16 protein-coding genes and 1 other RNA gene are annotated in these 16350 nt (G+C 53.4%); 12 read left to right on the top strand and 5 right to left on the bottom strand.

What is annotated here, in order from left to right; translation table 11 throughout:
- Nucleotides 1–358 precede the first annotated feature (358 nt).
- The 3 genes from rnpB (at nt 359) to PHV74_04175 (ending at nt 2571) form a co-directional block, all read left to right on the top strand.
- Nucleotides 359–720: RNase P RNA component class A (rnpB, locus tag PHV74_04185), an RNA gene on the top strand.
- 43 nt (nt 721–763) lie between these two features.
- The gene (locus tag PHV74_04180; protein MDD5093564.1) at nt 764–1342 is read left to right on the top strand and encodes a cysteine hydrolase; all 579 of its coding nucleotides are present in this window, start codon (nt 764–766) and stop codon (nt 1340–1342) included.
- 68 nt (nt 1343–1410) lie between these two features.
- Nucleotides 1411–2571, top strand: coding sequence for a hypothetical protein (locus PHV74_04175; protein ID MDD5093563.1), 1161 nt, complete (start codon nt 1411–1413; stop codon nt 2569–2571).
- Nucleotides 2572–2615: 44 nt separating this feature from the next.
- On the opposite strand, the gene recF is transcribed toward PHV74_04175, so the two are convergent.
- Nucleotides 2616–3788: a DNA replication/repair protein RecF gene (gene recF / locus PHV74_04170; protein ID MDD5093562.1), complete on the bottom strand. Its 1173-nt coding sequence runs from the start codon at nt 3786–3788 to the stop codon at nt 2616–2618.
- A 179-nt stretch (nt 3789–3967) separates the two neighbouring features.
- On the opposite strand from recF, the gene der reads away from it, so the two are divergent.
- The 5 genes from der to PHV74_04145 all read left to right on the top strand — a co-directional run bounded on the left by der (nt 3968) and on the right by PHV74_04145 (nt 8108).
- A complete protein-coding gene (gene der, locus PHV74_04165; GenBank protein MDD5093561.1) occupies nt 3968–5314 on the top strand; it encodes a ribosome biogenesis GTPase Der in 1347 nt (448 codons plus the stop codon).
- Entirely contained in the window at nt 5315–5941 is a 627-nt protein-coding gene (gene plsY, locus PHV74_04160; protein MDD5093560.1) for a glycerol-3-phosphate 1-O-acyltransferase PlsY, read from the top strand. It abuts the gene before it with no gap.
- Complete coding sequence (locus tag PHV74_04155; GenBank protein ID MDD5093559.1) at nt 5938–6951, top strand: NAD(P)-dependent glycerol-3-phosphate dehydrogenase; 1014 nt, start codon at nt 5938–5940, stop codon at nt 6949–6951. The genes plsY and PHV74_04155 overlap by 4 nt, the downstream gene beginning before the upstream one ends.
- Before the next feature lie 50 nt (nt 6952–7001).
- Nucleotides 7002–7646, top strand: a complete 645-nt coding sequence (locus tag PHV74_04150; protein ID MDD5093558.1) for an HAD family hydrolase — start codon at nt 7002–7004, stop codon at nt 7644–7646.
- Nucleotides 7647–7799: 153 nt separating this feature from the next.
- Nucleotides 7800–8108, top strand: a complete 309-nt coding sequence (locus tag PHV74_04145) for an MTH1187 family thiamine-binding protein (protein ID MDD5093557.1) — start codon at nt 7800–7802, stop codon at nt 8106–8108.
- A gap of 118 nt (nt 8109–8226) precedes the next feature.
- Here PHV74_04145 and PHV74_04140 read toward each other — a convergent pair whose 3' ends face one another.
- Nucleotides 8227–9162, bottom strand: a complete 936-nt coding sequence (locus tag PHV74_04140) for a hypothetical protein (GenBank protein MDD5093556.1) — start codon at nt 9160–9162, stop codon at nt 8227–8229.
- A gap of 200 nt (nt 9163–9362) precedes the next feature.
- Here PHV74_04140 and PHV74_04135 point away from each other — a divergent pair, with 200 nt between their 5' ends.
- A complete protein-coding gene (locus PHV74_04135; GenBank protein MDD5093555.1) occupies nt 9363–10139 on the top strand; it encodes an exodeoxyribonuclease III in 777 nt (258 codons plus the stop codon).
- 3 nt (nt 10140–10142) lie between these two features.
- On the opposite strand, the gene mazG is transcribed toward PHV74_04135, so the two are convergent.
- Nucleotides 10143–10922: a nucleoside triphosphate pyrophosphohydrolase gene (gene mazG / locus PHV74_04130; GenBank protein ID MDD5093554.1), complete on the bottom strand. Its 780-nt coding sequence runs from the start codon at nt 10920–10922 to the stop codon at nt 10143–10145.
- Between the two features lie 28 nt (nt 10923–10950).
- Here mazG and PHV74_04125 point away from each other — a divergent pair, with 28 nt between their 5' ends.
- Nucleotides 10951–11700, top strand: coding sequence for a TIGR01906 family membrane protein (locus tag PHV74_04125; GenBank protein ID MDD5093553.1), 750 nt, complete (start codon nt 10951–10953; stop codon nt 11698–11700).
- A 24-nt stretch (nt 11701–11724) separates the two neighbouring features.
- On the opposite strand, the gene PHV74_04120 is transcribed toward PHV74_04125, so the two are convergent.
- Nucleotides 11725–14007: a serpin family protein gene (locus tag PHV74_04120; protein ID MDD5093552.1), complete on the bottom strand. Its 2283-nt coding sequence runs from the start codon at nt 14005–14007 to the stop codon at nt 11725–11727.
- 211 nt (nt 14008–14218) lie between these two features.
- Nucleotides 14219–14443 carry a zinc ribbon domain-containing protein gene (locus PHV74_04115; protein MDD5093551.1) on the bottom strand — a complete coding sequence of 75 codons (225 nt, stop codon included), beginning with the start codon at nt 14441–14443 and terminating at the stop codon, nt 14219–14221.
- A gap of 181 nt (nt 14444–14624) precedes the next feature.
- Here PHV74_04115 and PHV74_04110 point away from each other — a divergent pair, with 181 nt between their 5' ends.
- Entirely contained in the window at nt 14625–14813 is a 189-nt protein-coding gene (locus PHV74_04110; GenBank protein ID MDD5093550.1) for a hypothetical protein, read from the top strand.
- A 257-nt stretch (nt 14814–15070) separates the two neighbouring features.
- Nucleotides 15071–16285, top strand: a complete 1215-nt coding sequence (gene amrB, locus PHV74_04105) for an AmmeMemoRadiSam system protein B (GenBank protein ID MDD5093549.1) — start codon at nt 15071–15073, stop codon at nt 16283–16285.
- The last annotated feature ends 65 nt before the right edge of the window (nt 16286–16350 follow it).

The raw sequence follows: 16350 nt of genomic DNA, 5'->3' as shown, positions 1-16350 counted from the left end.
TTGGCAGAATCTGAGGCTTATGGGGTTATCCACATGTCCACACTGTTCACAAAGAAAGAAAAAGTAGCAAAAAGAAAGAAACGATTATTATGACCCTTTCAGGCTCATTTTTGGATTAGAAAAGACTAGTGAGCCAGATTGTTCTGGAAACTGGCCGTAACGACAACGGATACCGGGCAATCCCGGAATGACCAATAGCGCAACGCAGCTGTCATTCCCGTGGAAACGGGAATCCAGATGGGGGATGAGACTTTTGGATTTCCGATCAGGTCGGGAATGACCGAAAGAGGGAGAAGGGCAGGCGCTGTTGATACTTGCTAAAATCGGGCTACTGAGCTATCTTTGAAAGTGAATTGACCAAGTAGACCGGGTGGCCGCTCTGGTGCCGGGTTTCCGGCATCGGAGAGGAAAGTCCGAGCTCCTCCGGGCAGGGTGCTGGGTAACACCCAGGCAGGGTGACCTGCGGAAAGTGCCACAGAAACATACCGCCTCGACTCGTTCGGGGTAAGGGTGAAATGGTGAGGTAAGAGCTCACCGCGTCCATCGCGAGGTGGATGGCGGGTAAACCCCATCTGGAGCAAGGCCGAATAGGAGGACGATAGGTGCCTGGCCTGTCCTCGGGTTGGCTGCACGACCGCGTCGGTAACGGCGCGGCTAGATAGATGGTCACCGTTCTTCTTCGGAAGAATACAGAACTCGGCTTACAGGTCTACTTGGTCAAGAACCGATGGTTCATCAGCGAATTTCTGTCCGGGGGGAGCCGATGCCGAAAACAGCCGTCATTGTGGTGGATATGCTCAAGGATACTCTGGACGTGGGCTGCCGTTTCAGCATCGGGGAAGAGGGCCGAAAGATCATCCCGAACGTTCAGCGCCTGCTGGCGGCGGCCAGGGAGAAAGGCTTGCCCGTGATCTTCGCCAACGATAGCTTCCTGCCCGATGATTTCATGTTTCGGGAGATGAAACGCGCGCCTCATTGCGTCATGGGAACCGAGGGCGCCGAGGTTATTGCCGAGCTCGGACCACAGAAGACCGATATCATTCTGCCCAAGCGCCGAATGAGCGCCTTCATGGGCACGAATCTTGACCGTATGCTGCAAAGCATGGATGTGGATACCATAGCGGTGGCCGGAATCAGTACACCGGTTTGTGTGTTGACCACAGTGCTGGATGGCGTGGCCCATGATTTCCGGGCGATCCTGCTGGAAGATTGCTGCGCTGCCTACCGAAGGCCGGACCATGAGGCCATTATCAAGGTGTATGGCAAGGGGGCGATGTATCCTCTCTTACAAGCGATGCCTCTGGAGAAGTTCTTATCCATGATTACCCCTGGCAGCGGGTAGGACGATTGTGATATGGTTATGTAACGGATCATCAACTCAGTTGCTCACGGGGAAAGGGAGAGAGATCGATGCAATCGTATGACCTGGCAGATTTTTTGAAGCTCTCTGCGGTATTGAATTACCAGTTGAGCGCCAAGCGGGTGAACTGGGACAATATCATTGCCATAATGTTGCCGGGGAAGTCTGTATCCAGCCATGATCAGGACGTGTTGCTGCATGTGTGCGATTACCTCCACCAGGTTTACGGGAGGAGAAAGCGTGATCTGGGGCCTTTCTCGGTGTTACATCCGCTCAGGTCAACGGCACTGCTATCCCATGCATCCAAAAAAGTAGAGCTGCTGGATTTGATGACTTGCCTCCTTCATGACAACTTCGAGGATGTCCGGCCTAGCCAGTTCAAGAACTCAAACTGGATCAAACTGGATAAGCAATTTCAGTCCTTTTTGATGGAGATACCGGAAGGTCACCAGATGTGTTTGCGGGAGCATCTGCAATGGTTGACCAAAGAGCCCGGTGAGACCTACTACCAGTACATTGGTCGTTTGCTCGATCAGGCCAGCAATGCCCCCGAAGTAGTGAGAGTCAAGCTGGCGGACCGGTTGGACAACACCTTTGACATGCGTATTGACCTGGAAGACCCCCTGCAGGGAGTGGATTTCTTCGAAAATGTGTTTCAGATGCTGTATACCAACACTTATCGCGGATATCGACCCGAGAGACCCCACCAGCCGACCGTAATTTTGAACGGCGCTCAACGTCTCTACCAGCTATTCAAGAATATCATGTTGATGTCGCTCATCAGGCAGAAAAAGGCAGCCACCGGCGATCCCGTCAGCCAGGAGATATTCAATACCCTTGCCAAAGCCAGCATGAAGGAAGCCCAGAGGATAGCGCTGCATGTTTTCGGATATCACGAGACGGCGGTTTCAACCTTCCGGGAGCTTCTGATGGAAACGATGACGTACGCGCAATCGGGCAATCTGGATGTGGTGACTCCCCCGGCCGCGGGCCATCGTCTGGATGGGCTTCTGATGTCTGTCTTCGATCAACCGGACGCCAAGGCCCGGAAGAAACAACTGACCATCCTCTATAAAGATAAGCCTTTGATGATCGAGTCGGCGGTGGCGTTTGTCACCGTATTCCTCAACTTCCTCAACGATCCCGACTACTATGTCCGCGGCATCAGCGCCGAAGGGGTTCGTCCTGAATCGAGCCTCTGCAACGAGTAGGGAGAAACGAGATCCCGACCCACCTGAGAGATGAGATTCTCTTTCTACCGATTTCTTATCTGGCCGTTCTCGACAATGAATTGGTTTGCCCCGGCCAGGAAATCCGGAGGGAAACGATCCAGATCCGTGGTGGTGATCAGCACCTGCTGATAAGAGCCAACCGATTCCAGCAGGTGCCGACGCCTTTCGGAATCGAGTTCCGAGAGTACATCGTCCAGGAGCAGCACCGGCGTTTCGCCGGTCTGGGCCAGCATGAACTTGACCTCTGCCAGCTTGAGTGCCAGCGCGATGGTCCGCTGCTGTCCGCGAGAACCATAGGGACCCATGTCCACTTCATTGACCTGGAATTCCATATCATCTCGATGCGGTCCTACCAGCGAAATACCGCGAGCCAGTTCTTTGGGATAAGCTTCTGTGATCGCTTTGCGGAAAGCCTGATCCACATCTCCGAGAGAGGCGAATTCGGTAGTACTCGCATCGATGCTCCGGCGATACTTCATCTTGAGTTTTTCCCGACCCCCGCTGAGTTGCTCGTTGATCGGATTGGCCAGGTCATTCAGCTCTGAGATGGCTCGCTCTCGCTGATAGATGATGTAGGACCCCGTCGATATCATCTCCTGATTCCAGAAGGCGAGTTCATCGGGTCTGGCCTGGTGTGCTGCGATTTGCCGCAAGAGGTGATTGCGTCGCGCCAGCACCTTGCTGTATCGCTGCAGTGCTCTCAGATAGTGAGGGTCTACCTGGGAGTTGGTCATATCCAGGTATCTGCGGCGCAAGGAAGGCTCTCCATCGATGAGGTCAATGTCCCGCGGGCTGAACATGACCATGTTTAACTGACCCATCAGATCGGCTGCGCGCTGAGCCACACCGTTGACGCGAATACGTTTTTGCATCGGCGCAATGAGGAGCCCCTGTTCGTTTTTGACGGCCGCCCGTGGTTGCAGGACTATGTCTAGCTTAATAGTGCGCGAGTTCCTCTGGACATTGGCGGAAAGGCGTGCGAAGGGCATCTTTTCGTTTGTTGCGTTCCAGTTGATGATTTCCCTTTCGGCAACGGGCCGGGAGAACCGGGTGGTGGCCAGAAAGCAAACAGATTCCAGAAGAGTGGTTTTCCCCTGAGCGTTGGCCCCGTGAAACACGGAGATATCCGGCGGGAGATCGAGTTCCAGCCGAACGTAATTGCGGAAGTTTGTCAGGCTCAGATGCTGAATGTGCACGGTGGTTGTCAGTCAATCAGTCTGAGCTAAATGTAGACGCATCCGGTAGATCTGTCAAGGCCGATTCGAAAATAGGCTCAGAATCCTTCCTGCCGGGCGTGAATCACCGGTTTCAGCTTCCTCTGAAAGATAGTGTTCGATTCTTTGGATATGATAGAATAGGCGAGAGGTAGAACACTGTGACTAAACCCATCATCGCCATCGTCGGCAGACCGAACGTGGGGAAATCCACCCTTTTCAATCGGCTCGCGGGCAAGCGCCTGGCCGTGGTCGAGGACCTTCCGGGGACCACACGCGATCGGCTTTATTCGGATATCATCTGGAGAGATCAGGCTTTTACTCTCGTCGATACGGGCGGATTGGAGTTGGACCCCAGCTCAGATATGAGCGACAGGGTCAGGAATCAGGTTGAAATTGCCGTCGCGGAAGCCGATGCCATCATCATGCTGGTGGATGCCAAGAATGGGGTCACCATACCGGATAAGGAAATTGCGGAAAGGCTGAGGCGATCGGAGAAACCGGTGGTTCTGGCGGTCAACAAGTGCGATAACGAGCAACGCTCCAGGCAGGCATTCGAGTTCCACGAGATGCCTTTAAATGATCCGATTACGATCAGTGCTTATCACGATATAAACATAGATATACTGATGGACAGAGTCACCGCCAGTCTCCCCCCTTCTCCGGCTTCTCCTTATGACGCCGATATGATGACGATCTCCATTCTCGGCCGACCCAATGTGGGGAAATCGATGCTCCTCAATACGCTGCTGGGGCAGGACCGGATGATCGTCAGCGATGTGCCGGGGACTACTCGTGATTCTGTGGATACCATAGTGGAACGGGACGGTCGACGCGCTCTTTTCATCGATACGGCAGGTATTCGAAGGCGGGGCCGGATCGCGCAGGGAATAGAGACTTACAGCGTGATGCGGGCGCTGAGATCGATTGAACGGGCGGATGTGTGCCTGCTGGTTCTCGATGTTGCTGACATGGTGAAAGAGCAGGATGCCCATGTTGGCGGATATATCCGGGAAGCCTTCAAGGGGATACTCATCGTAGTCAACAAATGGGATCTGGCCGATAATCTGGGCTCGACGAAGAAGGATTGCCTCCTGGAAGTGCAAAAGAACCTCCGGTTTCTGCACTATGCCCCGGTGCTTTTTGTCTCGGCCAAAACAGGATTCGGAGTGGAGCATATCCTGCCCAAAGCCGAGGAGATCAGCCGGGGGAGAACCAGGCGTATCGATCCCAATGAGCTGAAAGAGGTCATTGCCCGCGCGGTGGAGAGTCATCCCCCGATGACGAAAAAGAACTTCTATTTCAAAAAGGTAATCCAGGCGGATGTAATTCCTCCCACGTTTGTCTTTGCCGTCAGCAACCCGGCTTTTGTTCACTTTTCCTATCGACGGTATCTGGAGAACAGCCTGCGCGATGCCTTTGGTTTTGCCGGGAGTCCTCTGAGGCTGGTGTTTAAGAAAAAGATATCGGATTGGCAACCGGGCCAGAAAGACTCTGTCGAGGAATAAATGGCTTTCGATTCGGCGATCATTATTCTCATCGGATATCTCCTGGGGGCTATTCCCTTTGGTCTTCTCATCGGCAAGCTGACTCGTGGCATTGACGTCCGCGAATATGGCAGCGGCAACATCGGGTTCGCCAATGTTTTCCGTACGTGTGGAGCCAAAGCCGGGCTGGCCACATTTGTTCTCGATATCGTGAAGGGGACGCTGGCTGCCTGGCTCGGCGGGAAAATTATCGGCGGAGATCATATGGCCGTTGGCCAGGTGATGGGGGCGCTGGCGGCAGTGCTGGGGCATAACTGGCCGGTCTACCTCAAATTCAAGGGAGGTAAGGGTGTTGATACATCAGTCGGTGGGCTGATTGCCATGTCTCCCTGGATCGGGTTCGCCAGTCTGGCGATTGGTCTGGTGGTGATCTTGATTACACGATACGTCTCCGTCGGATCGATGACCGGCTCTTTCAGTTCCATTCCGATTCTGATACCCTTCGTCGTCACGGGAAATCAGCCGGCGGAATATTTAATCTATTGCGTGATCGTCACCATCTTGATTGTCTATCGGCATCGGGATAATATCGCTAACCTGAGAGCCGGCACCGAACACAAGCTGGGGCAGAAGGGAGAAAAACGATGAGTCCCAAGGTCGCTGTTGTCGGGACCACCGGTTGGGGAACCACCCTGGGGATTATGCTGGCCCGGAAAGGGTTGGATGTTGTTCTCTGGGCGCGAACCGAAGCAGAAGCTGCCCAGATTAATAGGGATTCCCAGAACAAGGCTCATTTACCCTCGGTCATGTTTCCGGAAAATCTGTGGGTCACGGCCTCTGCCGGGGAAGCTCTGGATGAGGCGGAATTGACTGTTCTTGGTGTGCCGGCACAAGCGATGCGGGCCAATCTGGGGCTGATCAGAGACCATCTTTGGGAGAAAACGCTTCTGCTGAGCCTGGCCAAGGGAATTGAGATCGAGACAACCATGCGCATGTCCGAGGTTATTACTGAAGAGCTTCCTTCCGTATTTGCTGATCGGATCGCAATTCTCTCCGGTCCCAACTTTGCCCAGGAAGTTGTGCAGAGCTTGCCGACGGCCACGGTGGTGGCCTCAGCGAATTTGGAGGTGGCCAGTGCTATCCAACGGATCATATCCTCTTCCAACTTCAGGGCCTATACCAATGCCGACGTCATCGGGGTCGAACTCGGAGGCGCTCTCAAGAATGTGGTGGCCCTGGCGGTTGGCATGTCCGATGGATTGGGTTATGGTGATAACACCCGTGCCGCTCTGATCACCCGGGGCCTGATGGAGATCGCTCGATTAGGTGTAGCGGCGGGGGCCAATCCTCTCACCTTCTCTGGACTTGCAGGCATGGGGGATTTGGTGGCCACCTGCACCAGTCAGCTCAGTCGAAATCGCTTTGTGGGGCAGGAGCTGGCCAAGGGACGAGAGCTGGAAGAGGTACTCTCTTCGATGAGCGGCATTGCTGAAGGAGTGGATACGACGGTGGCGGCCTTGGAGTTGGCGGGCAAATTGGGGGTCGAGATGCCGATCGCGACACAGGTTTACCGGGTACTGTTCGAAGGGATTGAAGTGAGGCAGGCTGTCCGCGCTCTCATGGAACGGGAACTCAAGCATGAGTTGAACATCGACTGACCGGAGGCCTGAACAATCAGGTATCCGGTCAAAAATGATATAATGGGCTTATGAACGGGGTTAAAGCGGTCATCTTCGATATCAGCGGAACGCTTCTGGATGATATTCACGTTGTCTGGAAAGCTAATTGCGATGCCTATCATACCATTGGACTGGATGGCTTCGATACTCTGGAGGAGTTCAGAGAGAAGTTCAAACTGCCCGTTCCCCAGTTCCACAGAGATAACGGGGTTCCGGCGCATCTGGTCTCAGAGATAGATCTCAAATTCCGCGAGTTCTATCCACGATATGCGCCTTTGGTCAGCATCTTCCCCGAGGTTATTGGCGTTTTGGAGGAGCTTCAAAGCAGGCGGATGGCGCTTGGGGTGGCTTCAAACATACCCTCAGTATTCTTGCGGGAACATCTGAGGAAGTTCGACCTCGAAAGATATTTCACGGCCATTGTCGGGCAAGAGGATTGTGATGAGCAAAAGCCCTCTCCCAAGCCCATTCTGGCGGCGCTCGGCAAACTCGGCGTGAGGCCGCAGGAAGCGATGTATGTTGGGGATATGGAAGAGGACCTGGTGGCTGCCAAAGCGGCCCATACGCTGGCCACAGCCATTGTCAGGGATCGGAGCTATCATCCGCGCTGGCGGCTTCAAAGACAGAACCCTCACTATCTGATCTCGGACTTGACGCAACTCCCGCTGGATTAGGAAAGCTCTGATTGAGTTTTTATCAACCCCCTGGCCCCCATTCTTGGGGGAAGTTTAAGGAATTCGGGGGACACCCCCGAACCCCCGGCAGGAGGAATCCTGCACCTCTTGATCACAGATTACATAACGCATAATTTCACGGAGGTGACACCCATGGCCATTGTCAGTGTGAGCGTTGTTCCATTAGGAACCGGTTCCCCTTCGGTTAGCGACTATGTGGCCCGTGCTCTCAAAGTAGCAGAGAAGCAGAAAGGGGTGAAGGTTGAGCTTACGCCGATGGGAACCGTCCTTGAGGGCGATCTGGATCAGGTGCTGACCTTGATCCGGCAAATGCATGAGAGCGTGTTCGATGAGGATGTGAAGCGGGTTCTGACCTCGATCCGCATCGATGATCGGCGAGACAAGCTCGCCATGATGGAGGAGAAGGTTCGATCGGTTCAGCAGAAGCTCCATCAGGCTTAGGGGTTTTCCCTGTCAAATTACCAGCGGCTCTCCAGATTGAGATGAAAGAAGAGGGTGGAGTATCATGTTGAAGTATGATACTCCACCCCCCTTTGAACGACTGACGGCTATGTTTTAATTATCCGCCCATGCCCATGCAGTCCAACCATTCCGGACTGCCCAGTTCGAAATCGGGACACGGCATCTCAAAATCGTCCAATCCCTCTGGCGGTGTAAAGTCGCCCATATCCGGCATTTGCGTGATCTCATCGGCCGGAGGTGGGGATATGGTGAATGCCCCATTGATTTCGGTGATATCCGTTGCCATATCCATGGATATCTTTCCGATGGGTGCAGGCATTTCCATTTCTGTGGTTCCTACCTGTCGAATCATGACCTTGGGCATTCCGCTTTCGTCAGCTACCCAGACCTCCCCTTTGAAAGAGGCCGTAACCTCTCCGGATACCCCTTCCTGGAAGCTGGAAGTGTCGACAGTCATATTCGTCTCAACTTCATAGTGCTTGCAGTTGACGCCGTTCACCTTTTCCTTACCCTGATAGTTTACATCGCTATCCATATCGATGTAATCGGCGATGTCTGTCGGTTCCTGGACGCTGGATTCCTCTGTTGTGCTTTCCATCCAGCCCATGCCCATCATCTTCGTCCAGGTGGTATTCCCGATGGTGATAATCTCCGTGGTACCCATTCCCATATCCATCACTGTATGCGTCGCTTTCGGTGGCGGATCATTGACCACTTCCATGTCCGTTGTGATATCGCCGCCACCCATGGGAGAACTCATTACCATGTGCATCTTGTAACTCTTCAGCTCGTCCATTGAGACAACGTCGCCGAGTTCACTGCTGTCGCCAGATGGTTTTTGTGTTGCAGTTGTTGTTTTCGTTGCGGTTGGCGTCGTTGCAGCGGCCGCTTCGGTTTTGGTCGCGGTTGGCTCGCCTTGCTGAGTGGCCTGAGGGGTGTCGCCATTGTCTTCATCATCGCCGCCACAGGCGGCTAGCCCTGAGACGCTTAGGGCGAGTGCCAGCACCAGGATTAGATAGATCAGCTTCTTCATTTTCCTTCTCCTTCCTTCACTTCATAATAGAGCCAATGTTAATAGAGCTTAAGACCACATCTCGGCCAGCGGGTATAAGTATATCAATTGGAGTGCGCATCATCAAGAGGTAGCAAAGGGCACTTGACGTCCCAGAGGGAATTTTGTAGGCTCTATTCATCGTCCTGCTGTTTCGCAGGGAAGCAAAGGTGGAATTGGTTATGAGGGAAATGAAGCTGCTGAGCTGGAATGTCAACGGCATCCGGGCGGCGAAGGATAAAGGCCTGCTGGAATGGTTGCACATCCAAGCTCCTGACGTGTTGTGTCTTCAGGAAACAAAGGCGCATCCCGATCAATTAACCCCCGACCTGCGCGCTCCTTCAGGCTGCTCCGCGTACTGGAATTTCCCGGAGCGCAAAGGCTACAGCGGCGTGGCCATCTTTTCCCGGCAGAAGCCTATCAATGTTCAGCCCGGCTGGAGCGGCACGGCGCTGGATTTGGAGGGGCGGGTCCTGATTGCTGAATATGCTGAGTTCACTCTGCTGAACATCTATTTCCCGAACGGAAAGCAAGGTGAGGAACGTCTGAAATACAAAATGGATTTCTACGATGATTTTCTCCAATATGCAGACTCTCTCAAGGTGGCAGGCAAAAAGCTGGTGATCTGCGGTGATGTGAACACTGCCCATAAAGAGATCGATCTGGCCAGACCGAAAGTGAATGAGAAAGTTTCCGGCTTCTTACCGATGGAGCGGGCCTGGATGGATAAGTTCGTCTCACACGGTTATGTGGACACTTTTCGCCAGTTCAACCGGGAGCCTAATCAGTACACCTGGTGGGATTTGAAATCGGGGGCGCGGCAGAGAAACGTAGGGTGGAGGATCGATTACTTCTTCGTGACGGAAAATCTGCTGCCGGCGGTTTCCAGCGCGTTTATTATGCCCGAGGTGATGGGCTCCGATCACTGCCCGATCGGGATCACGATCAAAGTAGGCTAGAGGTCAGGCATCCGCGAGCGCTTTCTTGGCCTCGTTCCAGAGAGCATCCAGCGCTTCGATGGAGAGCCCGTTCATAGAAATGCCTCGCTTTCGACTCAGATTTTCCATATAAGCAAACCGTCTGGAGAAGCGCTCATTCGATCCTCTAAGGGCGCTTTCGAGGTCGATCTGGAGCCATCGGGCAGCATTGGCCAGAGCGAAGATCAAATCTCCGAACTCCGCTGCTCTTTCCTGTTGTGTTTCAGCTTGCCTGATCTCCTCAATCTCCTCGGTCACCTTATCCAGAACACCTTCGATCTCATTCCAGTCGAAGCCTACCCGAGCTGCACGCTGCTGGATGATCTGACTGTATGCCAGAGCGGGGATATCCCTGGGAATGCCATCCAGAAGTGATTTGGGAGATTTCCCCTCTGAACGCTTGATCTCTTCCCAGTTGAGCGAAACCTCCTCCGGGCCGGATACCTCAACGTTGCCAAAGACGTGAGGATGCCTGCGGACGAGCTTTTCGTTGATTTGTCTGAGAACGTCTGCCATTTCGAAATCGCCGCGTTCTTCTGCGATCTGGGTGTGCAATCCGATTTGCAGCAGGAGGTCGCCCAGTTCTTCACATATCTTATGAGAGTCCTGGGTTTCAATGGCCTCAAGCAGTTCGTAAGCTTCTTCGATCAAATAGGGTTTGAGCGAATCATGGGTCTGCTTGCGGTCCCAGGGGCAGCCATCGGGGGCGCGCAGCCTGGTGATAATGCGACGAAAGGCGTCAAACGTTCCGAGGTCTTCTTCCATGTCATGGAGATTATAACTGCAAGCTGCGATGCTTGACAAGCAACGATGGTCTCTCTACCATACGGATACACTGATGATGACTCTTGAGAAAATCGCCGCCTGCCTGTTCGTGCTTTGTTTTCCCCTCTTGCTGCTTGGATTCAACCTGCGGGCCGAAGTCAGCTTTCTGCGCCTTTATGAATACGGATTCGACAGATATCATGCCGAAGAAGCGACGGGACTGGAGAGGCCTGAGTTGAAGAAGGCGGCCCGAGGATTGATCGGCTATTTCAATGGATCAAGAGAGTCTCCCCAGGTCCAGGTGACTGCGGATGGCGACCAGTTCGATTTATTCAACCAGAAAGAGCTCGACCATCTCCGCGATGTCAAGGGATTGATTCGGCTGTTCTATACTATCCAGTGGATCACTTTGGTTTATATGCTGGGCTATATCGTCGTCGGATTCGTCAGGTGGAAGAGATCATTCTTGCCCCGGTTGATGCAACTGGTTTTCTTTGGAGGGGTGTTCACGCTGGGGGCATTGGCCTTCTTGGGAATATGGGCGGCAATCGATTTTGACGGCCTCTTTCTGACGTTTCATCAGACCAGCTTCAGCAACGATCTGTGGCAGCTCGATCCTTCCGAAGATTACCTGATCATGATGTTCCCGGAGGCGTTCTTCCGGGATGCTGCGATCTTGCTGATTGTAGCGATAGTGGTGGAGGCCAGCCTTCTTGGCGGTGGGGCCTGGTATTATCTGAGAAAATGGAGGAGGGCGTCACAAAATCTGATTTTGTGACGCCCTCCTCCGCGCCTGTTCCGCTCACGCAGCAGGGTTTATCACGTGCCCGAGGAATAGAATCGTTCCCGTCTCGATATCGCGAATCAAGAAGATGAACGGGCGATCAACGGTAACCTGAATGGGCGGATCGGTTTCGATAGAGGTAACTCCTACCACCACGGCAGTGGCAGCAGCAGCTTCGGTGCCAGCTTCGTCCACAGATATGAATGCCTTATGGATTACGGTCTTGATGTAGAGGTCCCGGCTGCCATCCATGCCTGAGAAGTCGGCAGAGGACGGATCGAAGGCATCCGGCATTCCCATATCGGCGAGGGTTTTTGAGAGGCCAAAGCTTGAATCGAAGGTGAACTTCGGCAGGGTCAGGGCCACCTTCCGGTATGCGAGATCATCCAAAATCGTTTCCGCACTCTCGGCGCTCAGAGAGGCTTCAAATGCCTTGAAGTTGCCGGTATCGGGAAGCAGTATCACCATCGAGAGTTCATGGCCATCATAAGGAAGTTCAACTGCTTGATATCCCTCGCCGCTGGTGTAGCCTAAGGATTCGGCTTGCCGCATCATTGGCACGGAGACTTCCTTGCCATCGAGCAGATGAAATGCTCCGTTGCTGGTTGCGGTTTCAACGAACGGATGTTGCCACGCGGCATTGAAGTCGACTGCATTGGTGAGCACCAACCGGGTCAGAATATCGATGACGCCTTGCGGGATGAGGTCTTTGATTCGGCCTTCCGTCTGATTACTGGCCCAGTTGTTGATGGTGATGCGAGATTCCTCCGGCGCGTTCTCGAAATCGAGTGGCCTCAGTCCGGCGCCATAGTTGTTTTCCAGGGTATTGAGATATTGGGCGAGGAACTGATAGCCTTCTTGTCCCCAGATGGCATTGACGATGTTTAGTCTGAAACCCTCTCCGTCCTTGCCCTGGGCGCTCTGCCCCCGCCTGGCAAGTTCGAGAGCCAGAGATTTGAAGGCCGGAGGCAAATTTTCCTGTGAGAGGATAAAGTGAAGCGTGTCCGCCATCTGTTGCTCCGTCTGAGAGCGAGCGCCGGCGTAGGTCATTGCCAGTGCCAGTGAGATGCTGTACGGAGAGTAGAAGAGATTCCCTTCGTCTTTGCTGAGCAGTTGATAGAGGTCGAAGGCGAAGGCGCTGTCCCCTTTCACTTGAGATATTATCTCTGTTTTACCTACTTCTCCTGACTCTTGCGGGCCGACCTGTATCGGCAAAACGAACGTCTCGGCCGGAGGCACGCTCTCCCAGGGTCGGCTGTAAGCCATGGAAATGGTGCTTGTGCCTTCCTTGAGTGCTTTGAAGGTCCAAACTTCTTTGCCTCCAGCCCCAAGCGCGGGCGGCTCGGTTGTCTTTGGTCCTTCGTATCTGTAGCTGGTCTTTTGCAGGACTTCCTCATCGCTGTTGGAGATCAATTCCCATTTAAACCCGGTGGTTTGGTTAGATGCCAGAGCCACTAGTATCAATTGGCCAACCTTCACCTTGATTTCTTTGCCTGAAAAGCTGGTATCCACAGCCACCTGCTCGCCAGATTCGTTTTCATAGCAGTCGTCTTGCCATCCCTCGAAATTGATAGTCGGGAATGAGAAGATCACCGGCGTGCACGTTCCCTCTGTGATCTCTGATCGGATGCAGGCAAGCTCACTGCCCTCTTTTAGCCCTTGTTTCTCAACCCATTCCCTTGATGGGTTCATTCCGCCGCCGAAGGTAAGGCTTTGATTGGTATCCTTCCAGTTGGGGAAGCTGTATGTATCGATGGCAGATGGGGAATCAGGGGTGAAATCGAAAATCACCTCCACCGCATCGTTGCAGTTGGCGCTGTTCGGGTCGGCGTCTTTGATCGATGTGATTCGTGCCGTTCCGGGGATGTCCGTATATTTGCAGGGCCCGCCAACGACGGAAGTGATTTCCTTCTGCTCGATCATATCCCATTTCTCGTCCAGGTTGGCTTGTGTGACTTCTCCCTGTACTACGGTGATCGTTGCTGTGTGCAGGGTAATGACTTGCGCGAGTATTTGCCCTGTTCTATTTCCGTAGCCGGCATGTCGGCTATCGAACTCAAAAACGAAAGTCCAGCAAGAAGGACATCGGAGTGTGAGGGTGTCTGTCAGCTTCAGGGCTTCGAGGATGCCATCGAAGGCAAACGTGGGGCTGTTCTTCACGAACTGTTCCGCGATGTTCTGGCTTTCTTTCTGAGTTGCTGCCGTGGGGCTATTTTCATCATTCCCGGAGTTTGAGCACGCCCCCATTAACAGTGCCAGGATCATCAGAAGAATGATCCCCTGAGAAACTTTCGCTTTCATCCTGCAACCTCCTTGCGTTCTTTGCTCCACCTTAAAGACGTCCGGGGATCCCAGAATGCTCACTTGCATGGGGCCTTTTGAAGTGAAGGAGCCATTCACTTGATCGAATGGCTCTCAGTTTGCCGTTGACGCGATCTTCAGCAGGGTGATTGAATTCTCTCGGGAGTGGCTTGGTGAGTGGACACAGACTGTATCCTTTGTTTTAACCTCCTCAGGTGGAGCAGCTGGAAGACGCGCAACTCCCACAGGAACTGCCTCCGCCAATGGGAGTCGATTCTCCGCCGGCACCTTTTGAGAAGGACGCGAAAGATGAAACGAGTCTTTTAGCCTTCTTGCCGCACTTGGGGCATTTGACGGCTTCATCGGCCTGGCTGAAGGACCGTAAGAGGTCAAATCGGTTACTGCAACCGGGGCAGCGATATTCGTAGATTGGCATTTCGTTCTCCTATGAATCCATATTAAATCCTGACTGAATTCAAGTCAAGCCTGAGTTTCTTCCAACACAAGATGAGCCTTAACGATTTTGAGCAGCTCGTTTATGATCGGGACCATGCGGCTGATCAAGGATGACAGAAGTATGCAGACAACCGAACAGATCGAGCGATTTTTGGAGGGGAATGATGACCCCTTATGAGAAGTTGAAATCGTTGCCTGGGGCACAAGATTATCTGACTCCGGGAGTAACCTTTGCCAGACTTGATGCGATGGTCGCTAAAATGAGCGATAATGAATTTACCCAAAGGAGGGTGAAAGCACGGCCCGATTTCTTTGAGAGAATATCCGGATATGATGGACGGGGACTCTGAATCGGGGGTTCATCGGTTTATCCACCTATTCACACTGTGCACAAAGAAAGAAACGATTATTATGACCCTTTCGGGCTCATTTTGGGATTAGAAAAGACTGCCTGATGGGCAGCCCCAGAGCAGGCTGTCCGCAATGCTCTGCTCAAAGAGTTCCCGTTTTTCAGCCAATGCTGTAGAATATCAGCCATACCTGATATTTCTCTCACACCATGCCAGAGAGAATGCCAAAAGTCTGATCCGAGAAGCAAGAAGGACCTATGAAACCAAAACTCAGAGCCGTACAACCGCACCTTATCGAGCATGATGGCGTTCCATATATTCTGCTGGGAGATCCCCTGCGGTTGACTGAAGGAACGGTTGCCGTCCCACAAGCGCTGGCCGTTCTCCTGGGCCTTTGCGATGGCACACGAGATATGGGCACTCTGCAGAAAGGTTTTGAACTCCGAACGGGTATCCCTCTGAGTGGGTCGACCCTGGAGCAAATCCTTTCCCATCTTGATGAAGCCTTTCTCCTGGACAACGAGCGGTTCGCGCAAGCATGTGATGCTGCGCGGCAGGCGTTTCGGATGGCGCCTTGCCGGCCACCGTCACTGGCAGGAGGAGGTTATCCTTCCGATCCAGAGGGGTTGAGAGCCCTGCTGAGGCAATATGTCGAGGCCGTTCCGGTCAAACAGAAAGAGGGGATATCCGTCCCCATCAGAGGCGTGATAAGCCCGCACATCGATTTCCAGCGGGGCGGGCCGGTTTATGCTCAGGTGTGGAGCAATGCCGCCCAATCGATTGCGAACAGTGAGATGGTAATCATCTTCGGCACGGATCATGTCGGCGGGTGGAATCAGTTTACACTCACTCAGCAGAATTACTCAACGCCCTGGGGAATTTTGCCCACCGATGGGGATATCGTTAGCAGGCTTGCAGATGCCATAGGCGGCGAAGGTGCTTTTCAGGATGAACTGCATCATCGCCACGAACACTCGATTGAGCTGGCGCTGATCTGGCTTCACTATTTTCTGGGGGATAAGAGTCCGAAACTGGTGCCCATTCTTTGCGGTTCATTCGAGCAGTTCATGGGCAAGAGTGCTGGCCCGAGTCAAGATGAGGCGATTGACGCAGTTGTTGAGACCTTGCGAGAAGCGTCAAAATGGCGTCGAACTCTGGTGGTGGCAGCAGCGGATCTGGCTCATATGGGACCGGCGTTTGGAGATCATTATCCCATCGACACGCCGGGGCGCGCCAGAGCAACCGCGTCTGATGGTAGGCTCATTGAAGCGATGTGTTCCGCGGATGCCGAAGGCTTCTTTGCCCGGATCAAAGAAGAGAAAGACCAGCGGCGAATCTGTGGCCTGGCGCCGATATATCTGGCCCTGCGTGTCCTGGGTGAGAGCAAGGGAGAATCTCTCGGATATGCTCACTGCCCTGCTGATGAGGCAAACGCTTCCCTGGTTTCTATCTGTGGAGTAGCCTTGCAATAGGGAGTGTTGAAATCGTCTGACTCAGCCCCCTGGCCCCCACTTGTTGGGGGAATTTCTAGATTTTT

The sequence above is a fragment of the Dehalococcoidia bacterium genome (assembly GCA_028711995.1).
GTDB lineage: Bacteria > Chloroflexota > Dehalococcoidia > SZUA-161 > SpSt-899 > JAQTRE01.
Note: the sequence above shows the minus strand (reverse complement) of the source record. Positions and strands in the feature narration are given on the sequence as shown.

Excerpts from the sequence above, each read along its gene's own strand:
- plsY (MDD5093560.1), top strand. The coding sequence starts at position 5,315 with ATGGCTTTCGATTCGGCGATCATTATTCTCATCGGATATCTCCTGGGG.
- PHV74_04140 (MDD5093556.1), bottom strand. The coding sequence starts at position 9,162 with ATGAAGAAGCTGATCTATCTAATCCTGGTGCTGGCACTCGCCCTAAGC.
- PHV74_04180 (MDD5093564.1), top strand. The coding sequence starts at position 764 with ATGCCGAAAACAGCCGTCATTGTGGTGGATATGCTCAAGGATACTCTG.
- PHV74_04110 (MDD5093550.1), top strand. The coding sequence starts at position 14,625 with ATGATGACCCCTTATGAGAAGTTGAAATCGTTGCCTGGGGCACAAGAT.
- PHV74_04115 (MDD5093551.1), bottom strand. The coding sequence starts at position 14,443 with ATGCCAATCTACGAATATCGCTGCCCCGGTTGCAGTAACCGATTTGAC.
- PHV74_04145 (MDD5093557.1), top strand. The coding sequence starts at position 7,800 with ATGGCCATTGTCAGTGTGAGCGTTGTTCCATTAGGAACCGGTTCCCCT.
- PHV74_04120 (MDD5093552.1), bottom strand. The coding sequence starts at position 14,007 with ATGAAAGCGAAAGTTTCTCAGGGGATCATTCTTCTGATGATCCTGGCA.
- mazG (MDD5093554.1), bottom strand. The coding sequence starts at position 10,922 with ATGGAAGAAGACCTCGGAACGTTTGACGCCTTTCGTCGCATTATCACC.
- PHV74_04125 (MDD5093553.1), top strand. The coding sequence starts at position 10,951 with ATGCTTGACAAGCAACGATGGTCTCTCTACCATACGGATACACTGATG.
- PHV74_04135 (MDD5093555.1), top strand. The coding sequence starts at position 9,363 with ATGAGGGAAATGAAGCTGCTGAGCTGGAATGTCAACGGCATCCGGGCG.
- PHV74_04150 (MDD5093558.1), top strand. The coding sequence starts at position 7,002 with ATGAACGGGGTTAAAGCGGTCATCTTCGATATCAGCGGAACGCTTCTG.
- amrB (MDD5093549.1), top strand. The coding sequence starts at position 15,071 with ATGAAACCAAAACTCAGAGCCGTACAACCGCACCTTATCGAGCATGAT.
- PHV74_04175 (MDD5093563.1), top strand. The coding sequence starts at position 1,411 with ATGCAATCGTATGACCTGGCAGATTTTTTGAAGCTCTCTGCGGTATTG.
- PHV74_04155 (MDD5093559.1), top strand. The coding sequence starts at position 5,938 with ATGAGTCCCAAGGTCGCTGTTGTCGGGACCACCGGTTGGGGAACCACC.